This window comes from Streptomyces sp. BK022, from assembly GCF_004217355.1.
GTDB lineage: Bacteria > Actinomycetota > Actinomycetes > Streptomycetales > Streptomycetaceae > Streptomyces > Streptomyces griseoluteus.
Genome location: NZ_SHKU01000007.1, coordinates 51615 through 69060 on the forward strand (window position 1 = coordinate 51615; position 17446 = coordinate 69060).

Below are 17446 nucleotides of genomic sequence, written 5' to 3' on the forward strand. Positions count from 1 at the left end.
TGTCCTCAGTCGTGCCGGTGGGGGTGCCGGTGGGGGTCAGTCGCGCAGGGCGCCGATCGCGTCGGCGAGGGCCGAGGGCACATCGGGCACACGCGTGTGCGCCCCGTCCCGTACGACCTGGCGGCCGCCCACGACCGTGTGCCGGACGTCCGCCGCGCTCGCCGCGAATACGGCTGTCTCGGCGCCGAGCCGGGGCGGTGGTCCGGCCGTCCTGACCGAGTCGAGGGCGATGGTCGTGAAGTCGGCCAGGCGCCCTGGCTCGATGGCGCCCGCCTCCTGCCAGCCGAGCGCCGCGTGGCCGTCCTCGGTGGCGGCGCGCAGCAGCGCGGCCGCGGTCCAGTGGCCGCGGGTGCGGGTGCGCAGCCGCTCGTCCAGCTCCATCGCGCGCGCCTCTTCGAGCAGGTCGACGACGGCGTGGCTGTCGGAGCCGAGGGAGAGCGGGGAGCCCGCGCTCTGCAGGGCGACGGCGGGCCCGATGCCGTCGGCCAGGTCGCGTTCGGTGGTGGGGCACATGCAGGTGCCGGTGCCCGAGCCGCCGAGCAGGGTGATGTCCTCGCCGGTCAGATGGGTGTTGTGCACACCGGTGGTGCGCGGCCCGAGCACGCCGTGGTCGGCGAGCAGCCGGGCCGGGGTGACGCCGTGCGCGGCGAGGCAGGCGTCGTTCTCGGCGGTCTGCTCGGAGAGGTGGACGTGCAGCGGGGCCCGCCGCTCCTGGGCCCAGCCCGCCACGGTCGCCAACTGGGCGGCGGGCACGGCTCGTACGGAGTGGACGGCCGCGCCGATCCGGGCGTGCTCCCGTTCCTTGAGAACGGAACAGCGTTCGGCCCAGGCGTCCGCGGTGCCGTCGGAGAAGCGGAGCTGATGGTGGTCCGGAGGCCGGCCGAAACCGGCCGAGAGGTACGCGGTGTCGAGGAGGGTGATGCGGATGCCGGCCTCGGCGGCGGCCGCGATCAGTGCCTCGCCCATGGCGTTGGGATCGGCGTAGGGCGTGCCGCCGGGGGCGTGGTGGAGGTAGTGGAACTCCCCCACGCAGGTGATCCCGGCGAGGGCCATCTCGGCGTACACCGCGCGGGCGAGGGCGTGGTAGGTGTCCGGGGTCAGCCGGTCGGCCACGGAGTACATCACCTCGCGCCAGGTCCAGAAGGTCCCGGAACCGACCTGGACCGTGCCGCGCAGGGCCCGGTGGAAGGCGTGGCTGTGCGCGTTGGCGAGACCGGGCAGGGTGAGGCCGCGCAGGATCTCGGCGCCGGACGGCGGGGCGGGTGTGCCGGTGCGGACGGCGGTGACACGGCCGTCCGCGACCTCGACGAGCACCCCCGGCTCGACATAGCCGCCGAGCCAGGCGTGCTCCAGCCAGTAGGTTCCCTGGGTCACCTGCGGGTCAGTCCTTCCAGTACGTCGGCGAGGGCGCGCACCCCGGCCACGCAGTCGTCCTCGGTCGCGGACTCGGCCGGGGAGTGCGAGACACCGGTGGGGTTGCGCACGAACAGCATGGCGGTCGGCACGGTCCCGGAGAGAATCCCGGCGTCGTGTCCGGCGCCGGTGCCCAGCACGGGCACCGTCAGCCCGGTGTCCCGGCCCAGCAGGCGGCCCAGCTCGTCGCGCAGGGCGTGGTCGAACTCCACCACCGGGGTGAAGGACTCCCGGACCACGTCCAGGTCGATGCCGTGGGCGTCGGCGTACTCCCGCGCGGCCCGCGTGATCCCGTCGAGGACCGTGTCCAGCGCCTCCTGGCCGGGGGCGCGGGAGTCCAGCCAGCCCCGCACCAGGGAGGGGATGGCGTTGACCCCGTTGGGTTCCACGGAGATCTTGCCGAACGTGGCCACGGCTCCGGCGAGTTCGGCCTCCCGGCGGGCGGCCAGCACGGTCTCGGCGTACGTCGGCATCGGGTCGCGCCGGTCCGCGAGCCGGGTGGTGCCGGCGTGGTTGGCCTCGCCCCGGAAGTCGAAGCGCCAGCGCCCGTGCGGCCAGATGGAGCTGGCGATGCCGACCTGGTCGCCGGACAGGTCAAGCGCGCGGCCCTGTTCGACATGCAGCTCGACGAACGCGCCGATACGGGCGAGGCGTTCGGGGTCGGCGCCGATGGCGTCCGGGTCGTATCCGGCGGCCGCCATCGCCTTGGGCAGGGTGATGCCGTCCCCGTCGGTCAGCAGACGCGCCTGCTCGGCGGTGAGCTGCCCGGCGGCCAGCCGCGACCCCACACAGGCCAGCCCGAACCGGGCCCCTTCCTCGTCCCCGAAGTTCACGATCCCGAGGGGCCGGTCGAAGGTGGCGTTCCTGAGCCGGAGTTCGTCCAGCGCGGCGAAGGCGGACACGACTCCCAGAGGACCGTCGAAGGCACCACCGTCGGGCACGGAGTCGAGATGCGACCCGGTGACGACGGCGTCCCCTTCGGCGGGGTCACCGAGCCAGGCCCACTGGTTCCCGTTCCGGTCCACCTCGAAGGCGAGCCCGCGCGCCTCGGCCTGCTCCTGGAACCAGGCCCGGCACTCGGCGTCGGCGGAGGTCCACGCGTGCCGCCGGTAGCCCCCGGAGGCGGAGCTGCGCCCGAGGGGAAGGAGCTCGGCCCACATCTCCTGGAAGGAAGCCGCACGGGGGGAGGCCCCCTCCGCCCCCGTCGCGGAGCCGTGCCTCACGCGTCGCCACCCTCGCGCATGGGCACCCGGACGTCCCGCTCCTCTGCGACGGACTCCGCGATGTCGTACCCCGCGTCCACGTGCCGGATGACACCCATACCGGGGTCGTTGGTCAGCACCCGCCGGATCTTCTCCCCCGCCAGCGCGGTCCCGTCCGCCACACTGACCTGGCCGGCGTGGATGGACCGGCCCATCCCCACACCGCCTCCGTGGTGGATGGAGACCCAGGAGGCCCCGGAAGCCACGTTCACCATGGCGTTCAGCAACGGCCAGTCGGCGATCGCGTCGGACCCGTCCAGCATCGCCTCGGTCTCGCGGTAGGGCGACGCGACGGACCCGCAGTCGAGGTGGTCCCGCCCGATGGCCAGCGGGGCGGCGAGCTCACCGCTCGCGACCATGTCGTTGAACCGCTCGCCCGCCTTGTCACGCTCCCCGTACCCGAGCCAGCAGATCCGGGCCGGAAGCCCCTGGAAGTGCACCCGCTCGCCGGCCATCTTGATCCAGCGCGCGAGGGACTCGTTCTCCGGGAACAGCTCCAGCAGCGCCCGGTCGGTCTTGGCGATGTCGGCCGGGTCGCCGGAGAGCGCGGCCCAGCGGAAGGGGCCCTTGCCCTCGCAGAACAGCGGGCGGATGTAGGCGGGGACGAAGCCGGGGAAGGCGAACGCGCGGTCGTAGCCCGCGAGCTGGGCCTCGCCGCGGATGGAGTTGCCGTAGTCGAAGACCTCGGCGCCCGCGTCCATGAAGCCGACCATCGCCTCGACGTGCCGGGCCATGGACTCGCGGGCGCGGGTGGTGAACCCGGCCGGGTCCTTCGCGGCGGCGTCGGCCATGTCCTCGAAGTCGACGCCGGCCGGGAGGTAGGCCAGCGGGTCGTGCGCGGAGGTCTGGTCGGTGACGATGTCGATGGGGGCGCCCATGGCGAGGAGCTGCGGAACCACTTCGGCCGCGTTGCCGAGGACGCCGATGGACAGCGGGCGGCGGGCGTCGCGGGCCTCGGTGGCGAGCTGGAGGGCGTGCTCCAGGCTGTCGGCCCGCACATCGAGGTACTTGTGCTCGATGCGGCGCTCGATGGCGCGCGGGTCGACGTCGACGCAGATGGCCACGCCGTCGTTCATGGTGACGGCGAGCGGCTGGGCGCCGCCCATGCCGCCGAGTCCGGCGGTCAGGGTGATGGTGCCGGCCAGGGTGCCGCCGAACTTCTTCGCGGCGACGGCGGCGAAGGTCTCGTAGGTGCCCTGGAGGATGCCCTGGGTGCCGATGTAGATCCAGGAGCCGGCGGTCATCTGGCCGTACATGGTGAGGCCGAGGGCCTCCAGGCGGCGGAACTCCTCCCAGTTGGCCCAGTCGCCGACCAGGTTGGAGTTGGCGATGAGGACGCGCGGCGCCCACTCGTGGGTCTGCATGACGCCGACCGGGCGGCCGGACTGGACGAGCATCGTCTCGTCCTGCTTCAGCGTCCGCAGCGTGCGCACCATGGCGTCGAAGGAGCGCCAGTCGCGGGCCGCCTTGCCGGTGCCGCCGTAGACGACGAGCTTGTCGGGGTGCTCGGCGACCTCGGGGTCGAGGTTGTTCTGGAGCATCCGGAGGGCGGCTTCCTGCTGCCAGCCCAAGGTGCTCAGTCCGGTGCCGCGCGGTGCTCGTACGGGGCGGGGTCCCGACATCGTGTGCTCCTCCTGTTGCTGTCTCTATTCACATAGTCCAGTCGTGAATAGAGCTAGTCAATAGGTACCGGGTGCCATCGCCCGCGCGTCGGGAATGTTTGGCTGGAACCGTGAACGGGGGCGAGCGAGAGGGACGAGGGCACACCGTGGCACAGGAGACCGTGGAGCAGGACGGCACCGACGCGAGGGAGCGGGAGGCCGCCGCGCGTGTCGCCCGGCGGGACGCCGCCGTGCGGGGCGCCGTGACCGGCGAGCTGCTCGGCCCCGACGCGCCGCTGGTCGCGCTGCTGGACGTGGCGGGCATCCGGGAGTCGGCGGCCGCCCTGCGCGCGGCGTTCGACGCGGTGGTGGCGCCGGGCACCCCGGTGCTGCACGCCTTCGCGGTGAAGGCGGCCCCCCTGGTGCCGGTGCTGAGCCTGCTGCACGCGGCCGGTCTGGGCGCCGAGGCGGCGAGCCCCGGCGAGCTGGCCCTCGCCCGCGCGGCCGGGGTGCCCGCCTCGCGGACCGTGCTCGACTCCCCCGCCAAGACGCCCGGCGAGCTGCGCGAGGCGCTGGCGCTGGGGGTCGCCGTCAACGCGGACAACCCGCAGGAGCTGGCCCGTATCGACGCCCTGGTGGCGGCCGGGTCCACCCGGTCCCCGCTCGGCATCCGGGTCAACCCGCAGGTCGGCGGCGGGACCATCGGGGCGACCTCCACGGCCACCCCGACCTCGAAGTTCGGGGTGGCGATGCTGGACGAGGGGGCCAGGGAGTGGGTGGTGCGGGCGTATCTGGAGCGGCCGTGGCTGACCCGGCTGCACGCCCACACCGGCTCGCAGGGCATCCCGCTGCCGCTGATGGCGCGCGGCGTGGCGGAGGCGTACGCGCTGGCGGAGGAGGTCAACGAGCGGGCCGGGCGGCGCCAGATCGACACCCTGGACATCGGCGGCGGGTTGCCGGTCGACTTCACGTCCGAGGCGACCGCGCCGACGTACGCGGACTACGCCCGGCTGCTGGCCGCCGAGGTACCGGGGCTGTTCGACGGGCGGTACGGCCTGGTGACCGAGTTCGGGCGGTCGCTGCTGGCCAAGCACGGCACCGTGCTGGCGCGGGTGGAGTACGCCAAGAGCGCGGGCGGCCGGCGGATCGCGGTGACGCACGCGGGCGTTCAGGTGGCCGCGCGGACGGTGTACGCCCCGGCGCAGTGGCCGCTGCGGGTCGCCGCGTACGACGCCGAGGGCCGGCCCAGGTCCGGGCCGGAGGTGGTGCAGGACGTGGCGGGGCCGGCCTGCTTCTCCGGGGACCTGCTCGCCGAGGGACGCGCGCTGCCCGCGCTGGAGCAGGGCGATCTGGCGGCGGTCCTGGACACGGGCGCCTACTACTTCGCCCACCACTACTCGTACAACTCCCTCGCCCGGCCGGGCGTTTACGGCTTCGTGCCGGACGGTGCCGGGGGCGTGGAGTTCGCGGTGGTGCGCGAGCCGCAGACGGTGGCGGAGATCGTGGCCGAGTCCGGAGGGGCGCACGCGGACGCGCTCACCACCCTGGACGCGCCCGGGAGCCGTTGACGCGGGAAGTCCGCCCGGAGGACAAAGAGCGCGCGGACAAAGGGACCGACTTCCGCGCAACGCAGGCCAATCGGCCCACACTAGTACGCCGGACGCACGTTCCAACGGAAAATGCCAAAGCCCTCACCCGCCACGCACACGTTGCGTAGTGTCAGTGTCACTGAGCCGGAGTCCCAGGCGGGGAGGGGAGCCCACGGTGCCCGGAATCGACGAATGCTTACTGGAAGCCATGCGGCTGCCCGGCGCCCGGGGGGCGGCGCTGGTGGACTGGACCAGCGGACTGGCCCTCGGGACGGTCGGCGAGGCGCCCGGCGGTGACCACGAGACCACGGCCGCCGAGGCCGCCGAACTGGCCCGGCTGGCAGCCGAACACGGTGCCTTCTCGGCCGGGGAGAGCGAGGACGGGCGGCCGCCGGTCGAGGACGTGATCGTCAGCAACCACGACAGCTACCACCTGCTGCGGTTCGTGGACACGTCCTTCGACAGCAGCGTCTTCCTCCATCTGTGGGTGGGCCGCGCGGAGGGCAATCTCGCGCTCGCCCGGATCAGGCTCGGCGAGATGGCCGACCGGCTGGTGCTGGGATGACCGTGGTGGACATACCCCCGCCGCTGCCCGTACGGGACCGGAGCGACCAGCGCGACGTGACGGCGGGCGCCCTGTCCCCGATGCTCAGACGGCTGGCGGAGGAGGAGGCCACCGGCGTCCTCGTCCGCGAGCACGGCACGCTCTACCTGGCCCAGGGCCAAGTGGTGCACGCCGAGAGCCCGCTCGCCCCCGGCCTCGGCGTGCTCCTCACGGCCCATGGCACCCTCGCGGCGACCGCCTGGCAGCGCGCCACCGAGCACTCCGCGAGCCCCGCGGACGCCGCCCGGCTGCTGCTCGACGCCGGGCTGCTCCCGGAGGGCGCGCTGGAGCTGTGCCACCTGGACGCGCTGTACGACGCCGGGTACTTCGCCCTCGCGCCGAGCAGCACCCCGGGCCGGTTCCGCTACGACGGCGCGCCCAGGCTCGGCCCGCTGCCCTCGGTGCCGGTGGTGGCGCTGGAGCGGGAGACGCTGCGCCGGCGCCTGCTGCTGCACCGGCTCTGGCCCGACCCGGCCGCCGACAGCGCCCCGTTGATCCGGGCCGACCCGACGGGCGCCGCCCCGGTCCCGCCCCGCCGCCGGGCGGTGCTGGAGCGGGTGGACGGGGTCCGTACCGCGCTGCGGATCGCCCACGACCTGGGACGCCAGGCGTTCCACACCCTGGTGGACGTACGGCGGCTCACCGCGGACGGGCTGCTGGCGCCGGTGCCCGTGCCGACCGCGCCGGACCCGCCGCCCGCGGGGTTCCACCCGCCCGCCCCGCTCACCGTCACCGACCCCGACATCGCGCTGCTGAAGAGGCTCAGGAATGCGCTGGAGGCGCTTTGAACGGCAACCGCCCGCCGAGAGGAGAGAGCTGATGCTGCCCGAATCGGACCTGGCCGCCGTCGTGGACGAGCTGCGGCGGCTGCGCACCCGCGTACCCCAGCTCACCGGCGCCCTGGCGGCGGGCGTGGACGGCCTGGTCGTCGCCCACGACACGCCCGGTATCGATCCCGACGGGCTCGCGGCGCTCACCGCCGCCTCGCTGGGCGTCGCCGTCCGGCTCGCCGACGCCACCGGCAACGGCGGCTTCCGGGAGCTGCTGGTGCGCGGCGAGCGCGGCTATGTCGCGACCTACGCGGCGGGGCGCACCGCCGTACTGACGCTGCTCGCGCAGGACCGGGTCAACGTGGGGCGGCTGCACCTGGAGGGCCGCCGGGCCGGCGCCCGCGTCGGGGAGCTGCTCGACGCGGCCGAGGCCGAGGCGCGGCGCCACGCGCCGGCGCGGCCCGCCCGGCCCGCGCCCGCCCGTACCCGCGCCGCGACCCGCACCCCGCGGGCCACGGCCACCGAAACACCTACCGCAACCGAGAGTTGAACCTCCGAAAGGACAGCAGAACCATGGCGAACACCGAAACGGCACTGAAAGAGGCGCTCACCTCCATCGAGGGTGCCAGCGGCGTCGCGCTCGTCGACTACACCAGCGGCATGGCGCTGGGCACGCTGGGCGGGAGCAAGACGTTCGACCTGAACGTCGCCGCCGCGGGCAACACCGACGTGATCCGCGCCAAGATGCGCACCATGGAGCACCTGGGGCTCAACGCCGAGATCGAGGACATCCTGATCACGCTGAACGACCAGTACCACCTGATCCGGCTGCTCAAGGGGCGGGGCGGCAACGGCCTGTTCCTCTACCTGGTGCTGGACGGCCGGGCCAACCTGGCCATGGCCCGGCACCAGTTGAAGCGCATCGAGCAGGACCTGGAGGTCTGAACCGCGCCGGCACCGAGGCACGGCGGCGGGCCCCGACGGGGCCCGCGCCACCGTGTGCGGTGCTCGCGCGCCAGGCCGACGAGGCACCTGCGACGAGCCGTGGGAGCGCGCCGGCCGGTCACTCCACGAAGAGCCCTCGGGCCGAGGCCCGCGCGTCGAACTCCTCCAGCCGGGCCTGCGCGTCCGGCAGCCCGTCGCACAGCGCCTCCAGCAGGACCCGGCCCAGCAGCATCGGCGCGCACGCGGTGTCGAAGGCGAGCCCGGTGCCGACGGCGGCGGGCAGCAGCAGGTCGGAGTACTTGGCGACCGGCGCGAACGCGGAGTCGGCCACCGTGACGATCGTCAGCCCGGCCTCCCTGGCGTACGCGAGGGTGTCCAGCACCTCGCGCGGGTGCCGGGGCAGGGCGAAGCAGAGCAGCGCGGACGCCCCGGCCCGTACGGCGGTGTCGATGCGGTCCTGCACCATCGAGCCGCCCTCGTCGAGCAGCCGGACGTCGGGGTGGACCTTGGCGGCGAAGTAGGCGAAGCCGAACGCCTGCGGCGCGGCGGCACGCAGACCCAGCACCGGAAGCGGGCGGGACGCGGCCAGGACCCGCCCCGCGCGCTCGACCGGGGCCGGGTCGGCGAGGAGCTCGGCGAGGTGGCGCAGGTTCTCGATCTCGGCCTCGACCGCCTGCTGGTACTCGTTGAACGCGCCGTTCTCCGCGGCCGGTTCGGCGGGTACGACCTCGCGCAGATGGCGGCGGAGCGCCGGGTAGCCGTCGAAGCCGAGGGCGACCGCGAACCGGGTGACGGAGGGCTGGCTGACCCCGGCCAGCTCGGCCAGCTCCACGCTGGACAGGAACGGCACGTCGGCGGCGCGGCGCACCATGCTGTGCGCGATCCGGCGCTGGGTGGGCGTGAGCCGGTGCCCCTCGAAGAGCGCCTGCAACCGGTTCGCAGGGCTGTCGCTCGCGCTCATGCCGCGCTCCCCTCCAGATGTCGTCGGGACCGGGACGCCCCCGCGCGGAAAGTACGGAGGGTACAGCGCCGGGGCGGGGTCGGGCACCGCCACCTATTCAGGCGCGATACCTCTTGCATACCTTTATACAGCGCGGCGGGCGGCCCGTCAGTCGGCCGGCAGATCCTCCGGCGCCGACCGGGCGATACCGGCCAGAGTGTCCAGGGCGCGGCCGAGCACGTCGGCGGGCGGGGAGGCGAGGGCGAGCCGGACCGCGTGCGGGGCACTGTCACGGCGTACGGCGAAGGCGGCGGCCGGAGCGACGGCGATGCCGTGGCGCGCGGCGGCGGCGACGAAGGTGTCCGCGCGCCAGCCCTCGGGCAGCCGCCACCAGCAGTGGTAGGCGGCCGCGTCCCCGCGCACGTCGAACCCGTCGAGCCGCCGGACCCTGGCCGCCTGCCGCTGGGCCGCGTCCCGGCGCTTGTCCGCCGCGAGCCGGTCGGCGGTGCCGTCGCCCTGCCAGCGGCGCATGGCCTCGAGGGCGAAGCGCGCCGGGGTCCAGCCGCCGGAGCGCAGCGAGGTGGCCAGGGCGTCGGTGCGGGCGGAGGGTGTGACGAGGAAGCCGAGGGTGAGGCCGGGGGCGACACGCTTGGAGAGGCTGTCGACGAGCACGGTCCGCTGGGGCAACAGGGCGGCGAAGGGCGGGAGTTCATCGCGCAGGAAGCCCCAGACGGCGTCCTCGACCACGGGCAGGTCCAGCCGGGTCAGCACCTCGGCGAGCGCGGCCAGCCGGGCGGGCGGAGCGGTGAGCGAGAGCGGGTTGTGCAGGGTCGGCTGCGTGTAGACGGCGTGCAGCGGGGCGCGCCGGTGAGCCTGCTCGACGGCGCCGGGGAGAAGCCCCTCGTCGTCCATGGCGAGCGGTACGAGGGTGACGCCGAGCCGGGCGGCGATGGTGCGGATGACGGGGTAGGTCAGCTCCTCCACGCCGAGCCGGCCGCCGGGCGGGACCAGGGCGGCCACGGCGGCGGAGACGGCCTGGCGGCCGTTCCCGGCGAACAGCACCTGGCCGGGGTCGGGACGCCAGCCGCCTCGGGCCAGCAGGCCGGCGGCGGCTTCACGGGCGGCGGGAGTGCCGGCGGCGCCGACCGGGCGCAGGGCGTCACCGAGGATGTCGGGGCGGGTGAGCGGGGCGAGGCCCTCGGCGAGGAGGGCGGCGTGGCCGGGGAGGGTGGAGTGGTTCAGCTCGAGGTCGACCCGGGCGGTGGCCGGTTCGGTGAGGGCGGGGGCGGCGGTCCCGGCTCCGGCGCGGACGTAGGTGCCCCGGCCGACCTCGCCGACGGTGAGGCCGCGGCGGGCGAGCTCGCGGTAGACGCGGGTGGCGGTGGAGTCCGCGATGCCGTGCCGCCGGGCGAACGCGCGCTGCGGGGGCAGCCGGTCACCGGGGCGGAGGGCCCCGCCGCGGATCTCCTCGGCCACCGCGTCGGCCACGCTCCGGTAGTCACTCACTCCGCGCCCCCTCCCACGACATTGCCCCGAGAACAATAGCGGCTATTGCACCGAGAGTTGAGGGTTCATAACCTCGGGGCAATACCGCTCAGGCACCCAACGGGGGGATTTCCCATGCTCATCGAGCCCAGCGCGGCCCTCGGAGTGACGGTGGTGGCCCTCGGGATGGTCCTCACGCCGGGACCGAACATGATCTACCTGGTCTCCCGCAGCATCACCCAGGGCAGACGCGCCGGGCTCGTCTCGCTCGGCGGCGTCGCCCTCGGCTTCGTGGCCTACCTGCTGGCGGCCAACCTCGGCCTCTCGGTGCTCTTCCTCGCGGTGCCGGAGCTGTACGTCGCGGTGAAGCTGGCCGGCGCGGGATACCTCGCCTACCTGGCCTGGTCGGCGCTCCGGCCGGGCGGCGTCCCCGTCTTCGCCCCGCGCGAGGTGCCCCCGGACTCCCCGCGCCGCCTCTTCACGATGGGCCTGATGACGAACCTCCTCAACCCGAAGATCGCCATCATGTACCTGTCCCTGATCCCCCAGTTCGTGGCCCTGGACCGAGGCCACGTCCTCACCCAGGGCATCCTCCTGGGCACCTGCCAGATCGCGGTGAGCGTGGCGGTCAACCTCGCCATCGTCCTGGCCGCCGGCACGATCGCCGCGTTCCTGTCCCGCCGCCCCTCCTGGCTGAGGTTCCAGCGGTACGCGATGGGGACGGTGCTGGGGGCGCTGGCCGTCACCCTGGCGATGGACACCTCGGGGCCGAGCGCCGCGAGCTGAGGCCCCGTGGAAAGACTTTCGCGGGGACCGCCGCACCCCCGGTGAAGGGGGGCGGGACGACGGCGGTCCCCGCGAAGGACGCGGGTCGGGTCAGGCCCGTGCGCGTCCGAGGCGCCGTGGGAGGTCCGGGAGCCGCTCCGGAGGTTCCTGGGCGCCGTTCGGCGCCGGCACGGGCGGGGAGCCTCCCCCAGTGCTTAATGCCTGGGAGGTACCCCCATCACCCTTGCCGACGCCCACTACTGTGCCGGGCCCGTGTTAAGCACGTGCTGCGCGCACGTGACACGCTCGTGCCGCTTGGACCACGGCCCGGTCAAACGCGCTAGTGCAGCCCGCCCTTGGCCAGGAAGGACAGCAGGTCCTGGCGGCTGACGACACCGGTGGGCTTGCCCTCGACCAGGACGATCGCCGCGTCGGCCGCGCCGAGCACCGACATCAGGTCGCCCACCGGCTCGCCGGAGCCGACCTGGGGCAGCGGGGCCGACATGTGCTTCTCCAGGGGGTCGCCGAGCGAGGCCCGCTGGGAGAACAGCGCGTCCAGCAGCTCGCGCTCCACGACCGAGCCGACGACCTCGGCGGCCATCACGTCCGGGTGACCGGCGCCCGGCTTCACGACCGGCATCTGCGAGACGCCGTACTCGCGCAGGACCTCGATGGCCTGGCCGACCGTTTCCTCCGGGTGCATGTGGACCAGGGACGGGATGACACCGCCGGCCTTGTCCTTGAGCACGTCGGCGACCCGGGCGCTGGGGCCCTCGTCCTCCAGGAAGCCGTAGTCGGCCATCCACTCGTCGTTGAAGATCTTCGACAGGTAGCCGCGGCCGCTGTCCGGGAGCAGGACGACGACCACGTCGTCCGGGCCGAGGTCCTCGGCGACGCGCAGCGCGGCGACGACCGCCATGCCGCAGGAGCCGCCGACCAGCAGGCCCTCCTCCTTGGCGAGGCGGCGGGTCATCTGGAAGGCGTCCTTGTCGGAGACCGGCACGATGCCGTCGGCGACGTTCGGGTCGTAGGCGGTCGGCCAGAAGTCCTCGCCGACGCCCTCGATCAGGTACGGGCGGCCCGAGCCGCCGGAGTAGACGGAGCCCTCCGGGTCGGCGCCGATGACCTTGACCTTGCCGCCGCTGGCGTCCTTCAGGTAGTTGCCGGTGCCGGAGATGGTGCCGCCGGTGCCGACGCCCGCCACGAAGTGGGTGATCTTCCCCTCCGTCTGCTCCCACAGCTCGGGGCCGGTCGAGTGATAGTGCGAGGCGGGGTTGTTCGGGTTGGAGTACTGGTCCGGCTTCCACGCGCCCGGCGTCTCACGGACCAGCCGGTCGGACACGTTGTAGTACGAGTCCGGGTGCTCGGGGTCCACCGCGGTGGGGCAGACCACGACCTCGGCGCCGTACGCGCGCAGCACGTTGATCTTGTCCATGCTGACCTTGTCGGGGCACACGAAGATGCACTTGTACCCCTTCTGCTGCGCCACGATGGCGAGCCCGACACCGGTGTTGCCGCTGGTCGGCTCGACGATCGTGCCCCCGGGCTTCAGCTCCCCGCTCGCCTCGGCCGCCTCGATCATGCGCAGCGCGATGCGGTCCTTCACGGAACCGCCGGGGTTGAAGTACTCCACCTTGGCCAGGACGGTGGCCTGGATGCCCTCGGTCACGTTGTTGAGCCTCACCAGCGGGGTGTTGCCGACGAGGCTGATCATCGAGTCGTGGAAATGCACCGTTGTCTCCGGTTGCTTGCAAAAATCTGTGGTCGTCGTGGTTGTGCCAGCCTACGGCCAGCGGGAGGAGATGCGGACGGGCCTTCACTCAGTGTGGAGATTGGCGCACATGCCGTACGGGGCAAGGAGTGGGTACGGCTACGAGGAGGTGGCGGCGACGCATGACGAGCATGTCGAGGGCGAGGGTGGCCCGGCGCATCGCGGCCGGGGCGGCGTACGGCGGCGGCGGGGTCGGACTGGTGGGCGCGGCCGCCGTCGGACTGCTGCTGACGGAGATGCGGATGGCGCGGCGCCATGTGAACAACGGCGGCGCCACCGGCCGGGTCCCCCTGGCGGACGGTGTGTACGGCGCGGGGTACGGGCGCTTCGGCGAGCCCCCGCTGCGGCTGGCGATGCTGGGCGACTCCACGGCCGCCGGACAGGGCGTGCACCGGGCGGGCCAGACACCGGGCGCGCTGCTGGCCTCGGGGCTGGCGGCGGTGGCGGAGCGGCCGGTGTCGCTGCGCAACGTCGCCCTGCCGGGCGCCACCTCGGACGACCTCGAACGGCAGGTGGCGCTGGTGCTGGCCGCCCCGATCACCGCGCCCGACATCTGCGTGATCATGATCGGCGCCAACGACGTCACCCGCCGCATCCCGCCCACCCGCTCGGTCCGGCACCTGTCGGCGACGGTACGGCGGCTGCGCTCGGCCGGTGCCGAGGTGGTCGTCGGCACCTGCCCCGACCTCGGCACCATCGAGCCGGTACGGCAGCCGCTGCGCTGGCTGGCCCGGCGCGCCTCGCGGCAGCTGGCGGCGGCGCAGACCATCGGGGCGGTGGAGCAGGGCGGCCGGACGGTGTCGCTGGGCGATCTGCTGGGCCCGGAGTTCGCGGCCAACCCCCGCGAACTGTTCGGCCCGGACCACTACCACCCCTCGGCGGAGGGGTACGCGACGGCGGCGATGGCGGTGCTGCCCACCCTCTGCGCGACGCTCGGCCTGTGGCCGGCCGAGGAGGAGAGGCCGGACGCCTCGCGCCGGGAGGGCTTCCTGCCGGTCGCCCGCGCGGCCGCCGAGGCGGCGTCGGAGGCGGGTACGGAGGTCGCGGCGGCGATGCCGACCGGGCCGCGCGGCCCGTGGGCGCTGCTCAAGCGGCGCCGGCGCCGCCGGGTGCCGGAGACGGAACCGGTCACACCGTCCTGAAACACCCGCCGTCGCGAAGGGAAGGACGCGGACGGGAATGATCCGGGCCAAGCAAGCGCTTAGACAATTGCGGCCAGTGTCACACCGCCGCACCGGTGACCCGGACCATACGTACGGGTAACTTCCGACTCGGCCCTGCCCCAATTCCCGCAAGCCTCTGGAGCCGTGATGCCCGAAGCCGTCATCGTGTCGACCGCCCGCTCCCCCATCGGCCGCGCCTTCAAGGGCTCCCTGAAGGACCTGCGCCCGGACGACCTCACCGCCACGATCATCCAGGCGGCACTCGCCAAGGTCCCCGAGCTGGACCCGAGGGACATCGACGACCTGATGCTCGGCTGCGGCCTGCCCGGCGGCGAGCAGGGCAACAACCTCGGCCGGATCGTGGCCGTGCAGATGGGCATGGACCACCTGCCGGGCTGCACGATCACCCGCTACTGCTCCTCCTCGCTGCAGACCTCCCGGATGGCGCTGCACGCCATCAAGGCGGGCGAGGGCGACGTCTTCATCTCCGCCGGTGTGGAGATGGTCTCCCGCTTCACCAAGGGCAACTCCGACAGCCTGCCGGACACGCGCAACCCGTTCTTCGCCGAGGCCGAGGCCCGCACCGCGGCCGTCGCCGAGCAGGAGGGCACCACCTGGCACGACCCGCGCGAGGACGGCCTGGTCCCGGACGCGTACATCGCCATGGGCCAGACCGCCGAGAACCTGGCCCGGCTCAAGGGCATCACCCGCCGGGAGATGGACGAGTTCGGCGTCCGCTCGCAGAACCTCGCCGAGGAAGCCATCAAGAACGGCTTCTGGGAGCGCGAGATCACCCCGGTCACGCTGCCCGACGGCACCGTGGTCGCCAAGGACGACGGCCCGCGCGCGGGCGTCAGCCTGGAGGGCGTCGAGGGCCTGAAGCCGGTGTTCCGCCCCGACGGCCTGGTCACCGCGGCCAACTGCTGCCCGCTGAACGACGGCGCCGCGGCCCTGGTCGTCATGAGCGACACCAAGGCCCGCGAGCTGGGCCTGACCCCGCTCGCCCGCATCGTCTCCACCGGCGTCTCCGGCCTCTCCCCCGAGATCATGGGCCTCGGCCCGGTCGAGGCGAGCAAGCAGGCGCTGAGCCGGGCCGGTCTCGGTGTCGGCGACATCGACCTGGTCGAGATCAACGAGGCGTTCGCCGCCCAGGTGATCCCCTCCTACCAGGAGCTGGGCATCGACCTGGACAAGCTGAACGTCAACGGCGGCGCCATCGCCGTCGGACACCCCTTCGGCATGACCGGCGCCCGCATCACCGGCACGCTGATCAACTCCCTGCAGTTCCACGACAAGCAGTTCGGTCTGGAGACCATGTGCGTCGGCGGCGGCCAGGGCATGGCCATGGTCATCGAGCGCCTCAGCTGAGACCCCTTCCGATCGACCCTCGGTGACCGTCTCCGCACGGTCGGTCGAGAACGGCCCAGAACCCGGTAAAGCCCCCTGGTTCTGGGCCGTTTTGTGATCCAATCTCCCCCAGGGTGTGACCTATCTCGCTCACTGGGGGCATCGGCGCAGGTCAATGCCGTGACCCGAGTGACACCCGAGGCCGCCGGGGCCAAAAGCCTGTCCGTTTCGTGACGTTACGCACTGACAGGCGGTCAGTCCACCCTTCAAGCTGAGGTAGGAAGTCGGGGGTCGACTTTGAACCTGGGAGTACGTCAGTGAGCGCCATGTCCATCGCCCTGCTGCTCACCACGGCCGCCACGGGCGCCGTGGGCGTCGCCGTCCTGTGCACCGTGCTGCGGTTGCGCCGCCAGATCGCCGAGCTGCACACCCAGCTCGCCGCGAACCAGGCGGCCGAGATCCGCGCACTGCTGCCCGCGGCCCGCACCACCGCCGACGCGGAGGAGATACGCGAGGCCGTGGCCGCCGCGCTCGCCGAGGAGCGGGAGCGCGAGCTGGCCGAGGCCCGCGCCTTCTGGGCCGCGCAGGAGGTCCGCGACCTCTCCGACGCGCCGCCCCCGCTGTACGGCCTGGACGCCGATACGTTCCTGCCCCGCGCGTCCGACTTCGCGGGCCTCGAGCCGGTGTCGGAGCCGGCCACCGAGCCGGACGAGTTCGCCGGCGACTCCCCCGAGCTGGCCGCGGCCCGCCGCCGCCACCCCTCGCACCCGGACTTCGTCCCCGTGCAGTCGCCGGTGGGCGACGAGGAGGACCGCGCCGTCACCATCCTGGAGCGGCTCTCCGTGGAGGGCACCGCCCTCGCCGACGTCCGCCCCGGCCCGCTGGGCACGCTCGACGTCTACGTCTTCGCCGACGGCACCACGCTGTGCATGACGCCGGGCCACCGCGAGACCGCGGAACGGCTGGCCGCCGCGCTCCAGGAGGGCGAGGCCCCCTCGCTGCTGGGCGGCTCGGGCATCTCCGGCGCCTTCACCCTGACCTTCGCCTGCGGCGAGGAGACGGTGTACGTCCTCGCCGACCGGGTCATCGCCTCGCTCTAGCCGGGCGCCCGGCTACGCCCCGCACCTCAGACACCGGCCCGCTTGCGCGCCTCCTCGACCAGCTCGACGGCCTCCGCGAGCTGGTCCTCGCCCTGGAGCGCGACCGCCAGGTCGTGCCCGGCCACCGTGATCTGGTCGGCCGCCGCGAACATCCCGGCGTCCGGCATCTCCCGCGGCTCACTGCCCGGCTCCTCCAGCTCCTGCGCGCGCCGGGCCAGCTCGCGCGCCACCGCCAGCGCCTCGGCGGCCGCGCCGCGCTGCAGCCGGCTCTGCGGGGCGGCCCGCAGCCGGTCGGCGAAGAGTTCCACTGCTTTGGTCAGGGGCGTCGTATCCAGCACGCGCCGAGCGTAACGCGGGCACTGTTGCCAAGCGGCCCGTGCTCGGGCACGGTGACCTGAAGGACCGGCCTTAATTTCCCGTGTGTCCGGAGGCGCCGATGTCCCAAGTCTTCTCCGAGGAGACCCACCGCAACCTGCTCGCCCGCATCCCGCACTGCACCGGCCGTGAAGTCACCGACTGGCTGCGCACCGTCGACGAGGGACCGTCCCTCTTCCGCTTCGAGGACAAGGTCACCTGGCTCCGCCACGAGCACAACCTCGCGTACGGCCACGCCAAGGCGATCATCCACGAGTACGACCTGAGGAGGGCCGCGCGGAAGCTGGGCTGACCGCCCCGGCCCCGCACATGGCGG

The 17446-nt window shown here is 73.6% G+C and carries 17 protein-coding genes; 10 read left to right on the forward strand and 7 right to left on the reverse strand.

The genetic code is table 11. The annotated features are described in order from the left end of the window. Positions 1-36: 36 nt before the first annotated feature. Genes EV284_RS26780 through hutU form a run of 3 tightly spaced genes read right to left on the reverse strand, consistent with a single transcriptional unit; the run spans position 37 to position 4297 of the window. On the reverse strand, positions 37-1374 hold the full coding sequence (locus EV284_RS26780) for a formimidoylglutamate deiminase (protein ID WP_130338556.1): 1338 nt from the start codon (positions 1372-1374) through the stop codon (positions 37-39). Further along, complete coding sequence (locus EV284_RS26785; RefSeq protein ID WP_130338558.1) at positions 1371-2573, reverse strand: allantoate amidohydrolase; 1203 nt, start codon at positions 2571-2573, stop codon at positions 1371-1373. The genes EV284_RS26780 and EV284_RS26785 overlap by 4 nt, the downstream gene beginning before the upstream one ends. A gap of 59 nt (positions 2574-2632) precedes the next feature. After that, positions 2633-4297: a urocanate hydratase gene (gene hutU, locus EV284_RS26790; RefSeq protein WP_130338560.1), complete on the reverse strand. Its 1665-nt coding sequence runs from the start codon at positions 4295-4297 to the stop codon at positions 2633-2635. Between the two features lie 146 nt (positions 4298-4443). On the opposite strand from hutU, the gene EV284_RS26795 reads away from it, so the two are divergent. From EV284_RS26795 to EV284_RS26815, 5 genes are all read left to right on the forward strand, one after another. Then, positions 4444-5844: a diaminopimelate decarboxylase gene (locus EV284_RS26795; protein ID WP_130338562.1), complete on the forward strand. Its 1401-nt coding sequence runs from the start codon at positions 4444-4446 to the stop codon at positions 5842-5844. 196 nt (positions 5845-6040) lie between these two features. Beyond that, the gene (locus EV284_RS26800; RefSeq protein WP_078858580.1) at positions 6041-6430 is read left to right on the forward strand and encodes a hypothetical protein; all 390 of its coding nucleotides are present in this window, start codon (positions 6041-6043) and stop codon (positions 6428-6430) included. Then, entirely contained in the window at positions 6427-7257 is an 831-nt protein-coding gene (locus EV284_RS26805) for a transcriptional regulator (protein ID WP_130338564.1), read from the forward strand. Before EV284_RS26800 ends, EV284_RS26805 begins: the two co-directional genes overlap by 4 nt. A 31-nt stretch (positions 7258-7288) precedes the next feature. Further along, the gene (locus tag EV284_RS26810) at positions 7289-7789 is read left to right on the forward strand and encodes a roadblock/LC7 domain-containing protein (protein WP_130338566.1); all 501 of its coding nucleotides are present in this window, start codon (positions 7289-7291) and stop codon (positions 7787-7789) included. 23 nt (positions 7790-7812) lie between these two features. Then, positions 7813-8184: a hypothetical protein gene (locus EV284_RS26815; RefSeq protein WP_130338568.1), complete on the forward strand. Its 372-nt coding sequence runs from the start codon at positions 7813-7815 to the stop codon at positions 8182-8184. A gap of 118 nt (positions 8185-8302) precedes the next feature. On the opposite strand, the gene EV284_RS26820 is transcribed toward EV284_RS26815, so the two are convergent. Then, a complete protein-coding gene (locus EV284_RS26820) occupies positions 8303-9145 on the reverse strand; it encodes a MurR/RpiR family transcriptional regulator (protein ID WP_130338570.1) in 843 nt (280 codons plus the stop codon). 147 nt (positions 9146-9292) lie between these two features. After that, positions 9293-10630, reverse strand: a complete 1338-nt coding sequence (locus tag EV284_RS26825; RefSeq protein WP_130338572.1) for a PLP-dependent aminotransferase family protein — start codon at positions 10628-10630, stop codon at positions 9293-9295. Positions 10631-10744: 114 nt separating this feature from the next. Here EV284_RS26825 and EV284_RS26830 point away from each other — a divergent pair, with 114 nt between their 5' ends. After that, positions 10745-11395: a LysE family translocator gene (locus EV284_RS26830; RefSeq protein ID WP_130338574.1), complete on the forward strand. Its 651-nt coding sequence runs from the start codon at positions 10745-10747 to the stop codon at positions 11393-11395. Positions 11396-11714: 319 nt separating this feature from the next. Here the strand turns inward: EV284_RS26830 and EV284_RS26835 are convergent, their stop codons facing one another. Next, positions 11715-13106, reverse strand: a complete 1392-nt coding sequence (locus EV284_RS26835; RefSeq protein ID WP_130338576.1) for a cystathionine beta-synthase — start codon at positions 13104-13106, stop codon at positions 11715-11717. A gap of 161 nt (positions 13107-13267) precedes the next feature. Between EV284_RS26835 and EV284_RS26840 the strand changes: the two genes are divergently transcribed. From EV284_RS26840 to EV284_RS26850, 3 genes are all read left to right on the forward strand, one after another. Then, positions 13268-14287 (forward strand): SGNH/GDSL hydrolase family protein, encoded by a 1020-nt coding sequence (locus EV284_RS26840; protein ID WP_207229146.1) that lies wholly within the window; start codon positions 13268-13270, stop codon positions 14285-14287. A 168-nt stretch (positions 14288-14455) separates the two neighbouring features. After that, a complete protein-coding gene (locus EV284_RS26845) occupies positions 14456-15676 on the forward strand; it encodes an acetyl-CoA C-acetyltransferase (protein WP_130338578.1) in 1221 nt (406 codons plus the stop codon). 296 nt (positions 15677-15972) lie between these two features. Next, positions 15973-16755 (forward strand): hypothetical protein, encoded by a 783-nt coding sequence (locus EV284_RS26850; RefSeq protein ID WP_130338580.1) that lies wholly within the window; start codon positions 15973-15975, stop codon positions 16753-16755. Positions 16756-16781: 26 nt separating this feature from the next. On the opposite strand, the gene EV284_RS26855 is transcribed toward EV284_RS26850, so the two are convergent. Next, positions 16782-17093 (reverse strand): hypothetical protein, encoded by a 312-nt coding sequence (locus EV284_RS26855; protein ID WP_207229147.1) that lies wholly within the window; start codon positions 17091-17093, stop codon positions 16782-16784. Positions 17094-17191: 98 nt separating this feature from the next. Here EV284_RS26855 and EV284_RS26860 point away from each other — a divergent pair, with 98 nt between their 5' ends. Beyond that, a complete protein-coding gene (locus EV284_RS26860; RefSeq protein ID WP_130338582.1) occupies positions 17192-17422 on the forward strand; it encodes a DUF4287 domain-containing protein in 231 nt (76 codons plus the stop codon). Positions 17423-17446 lie beyond the last annotated feature (24 nt).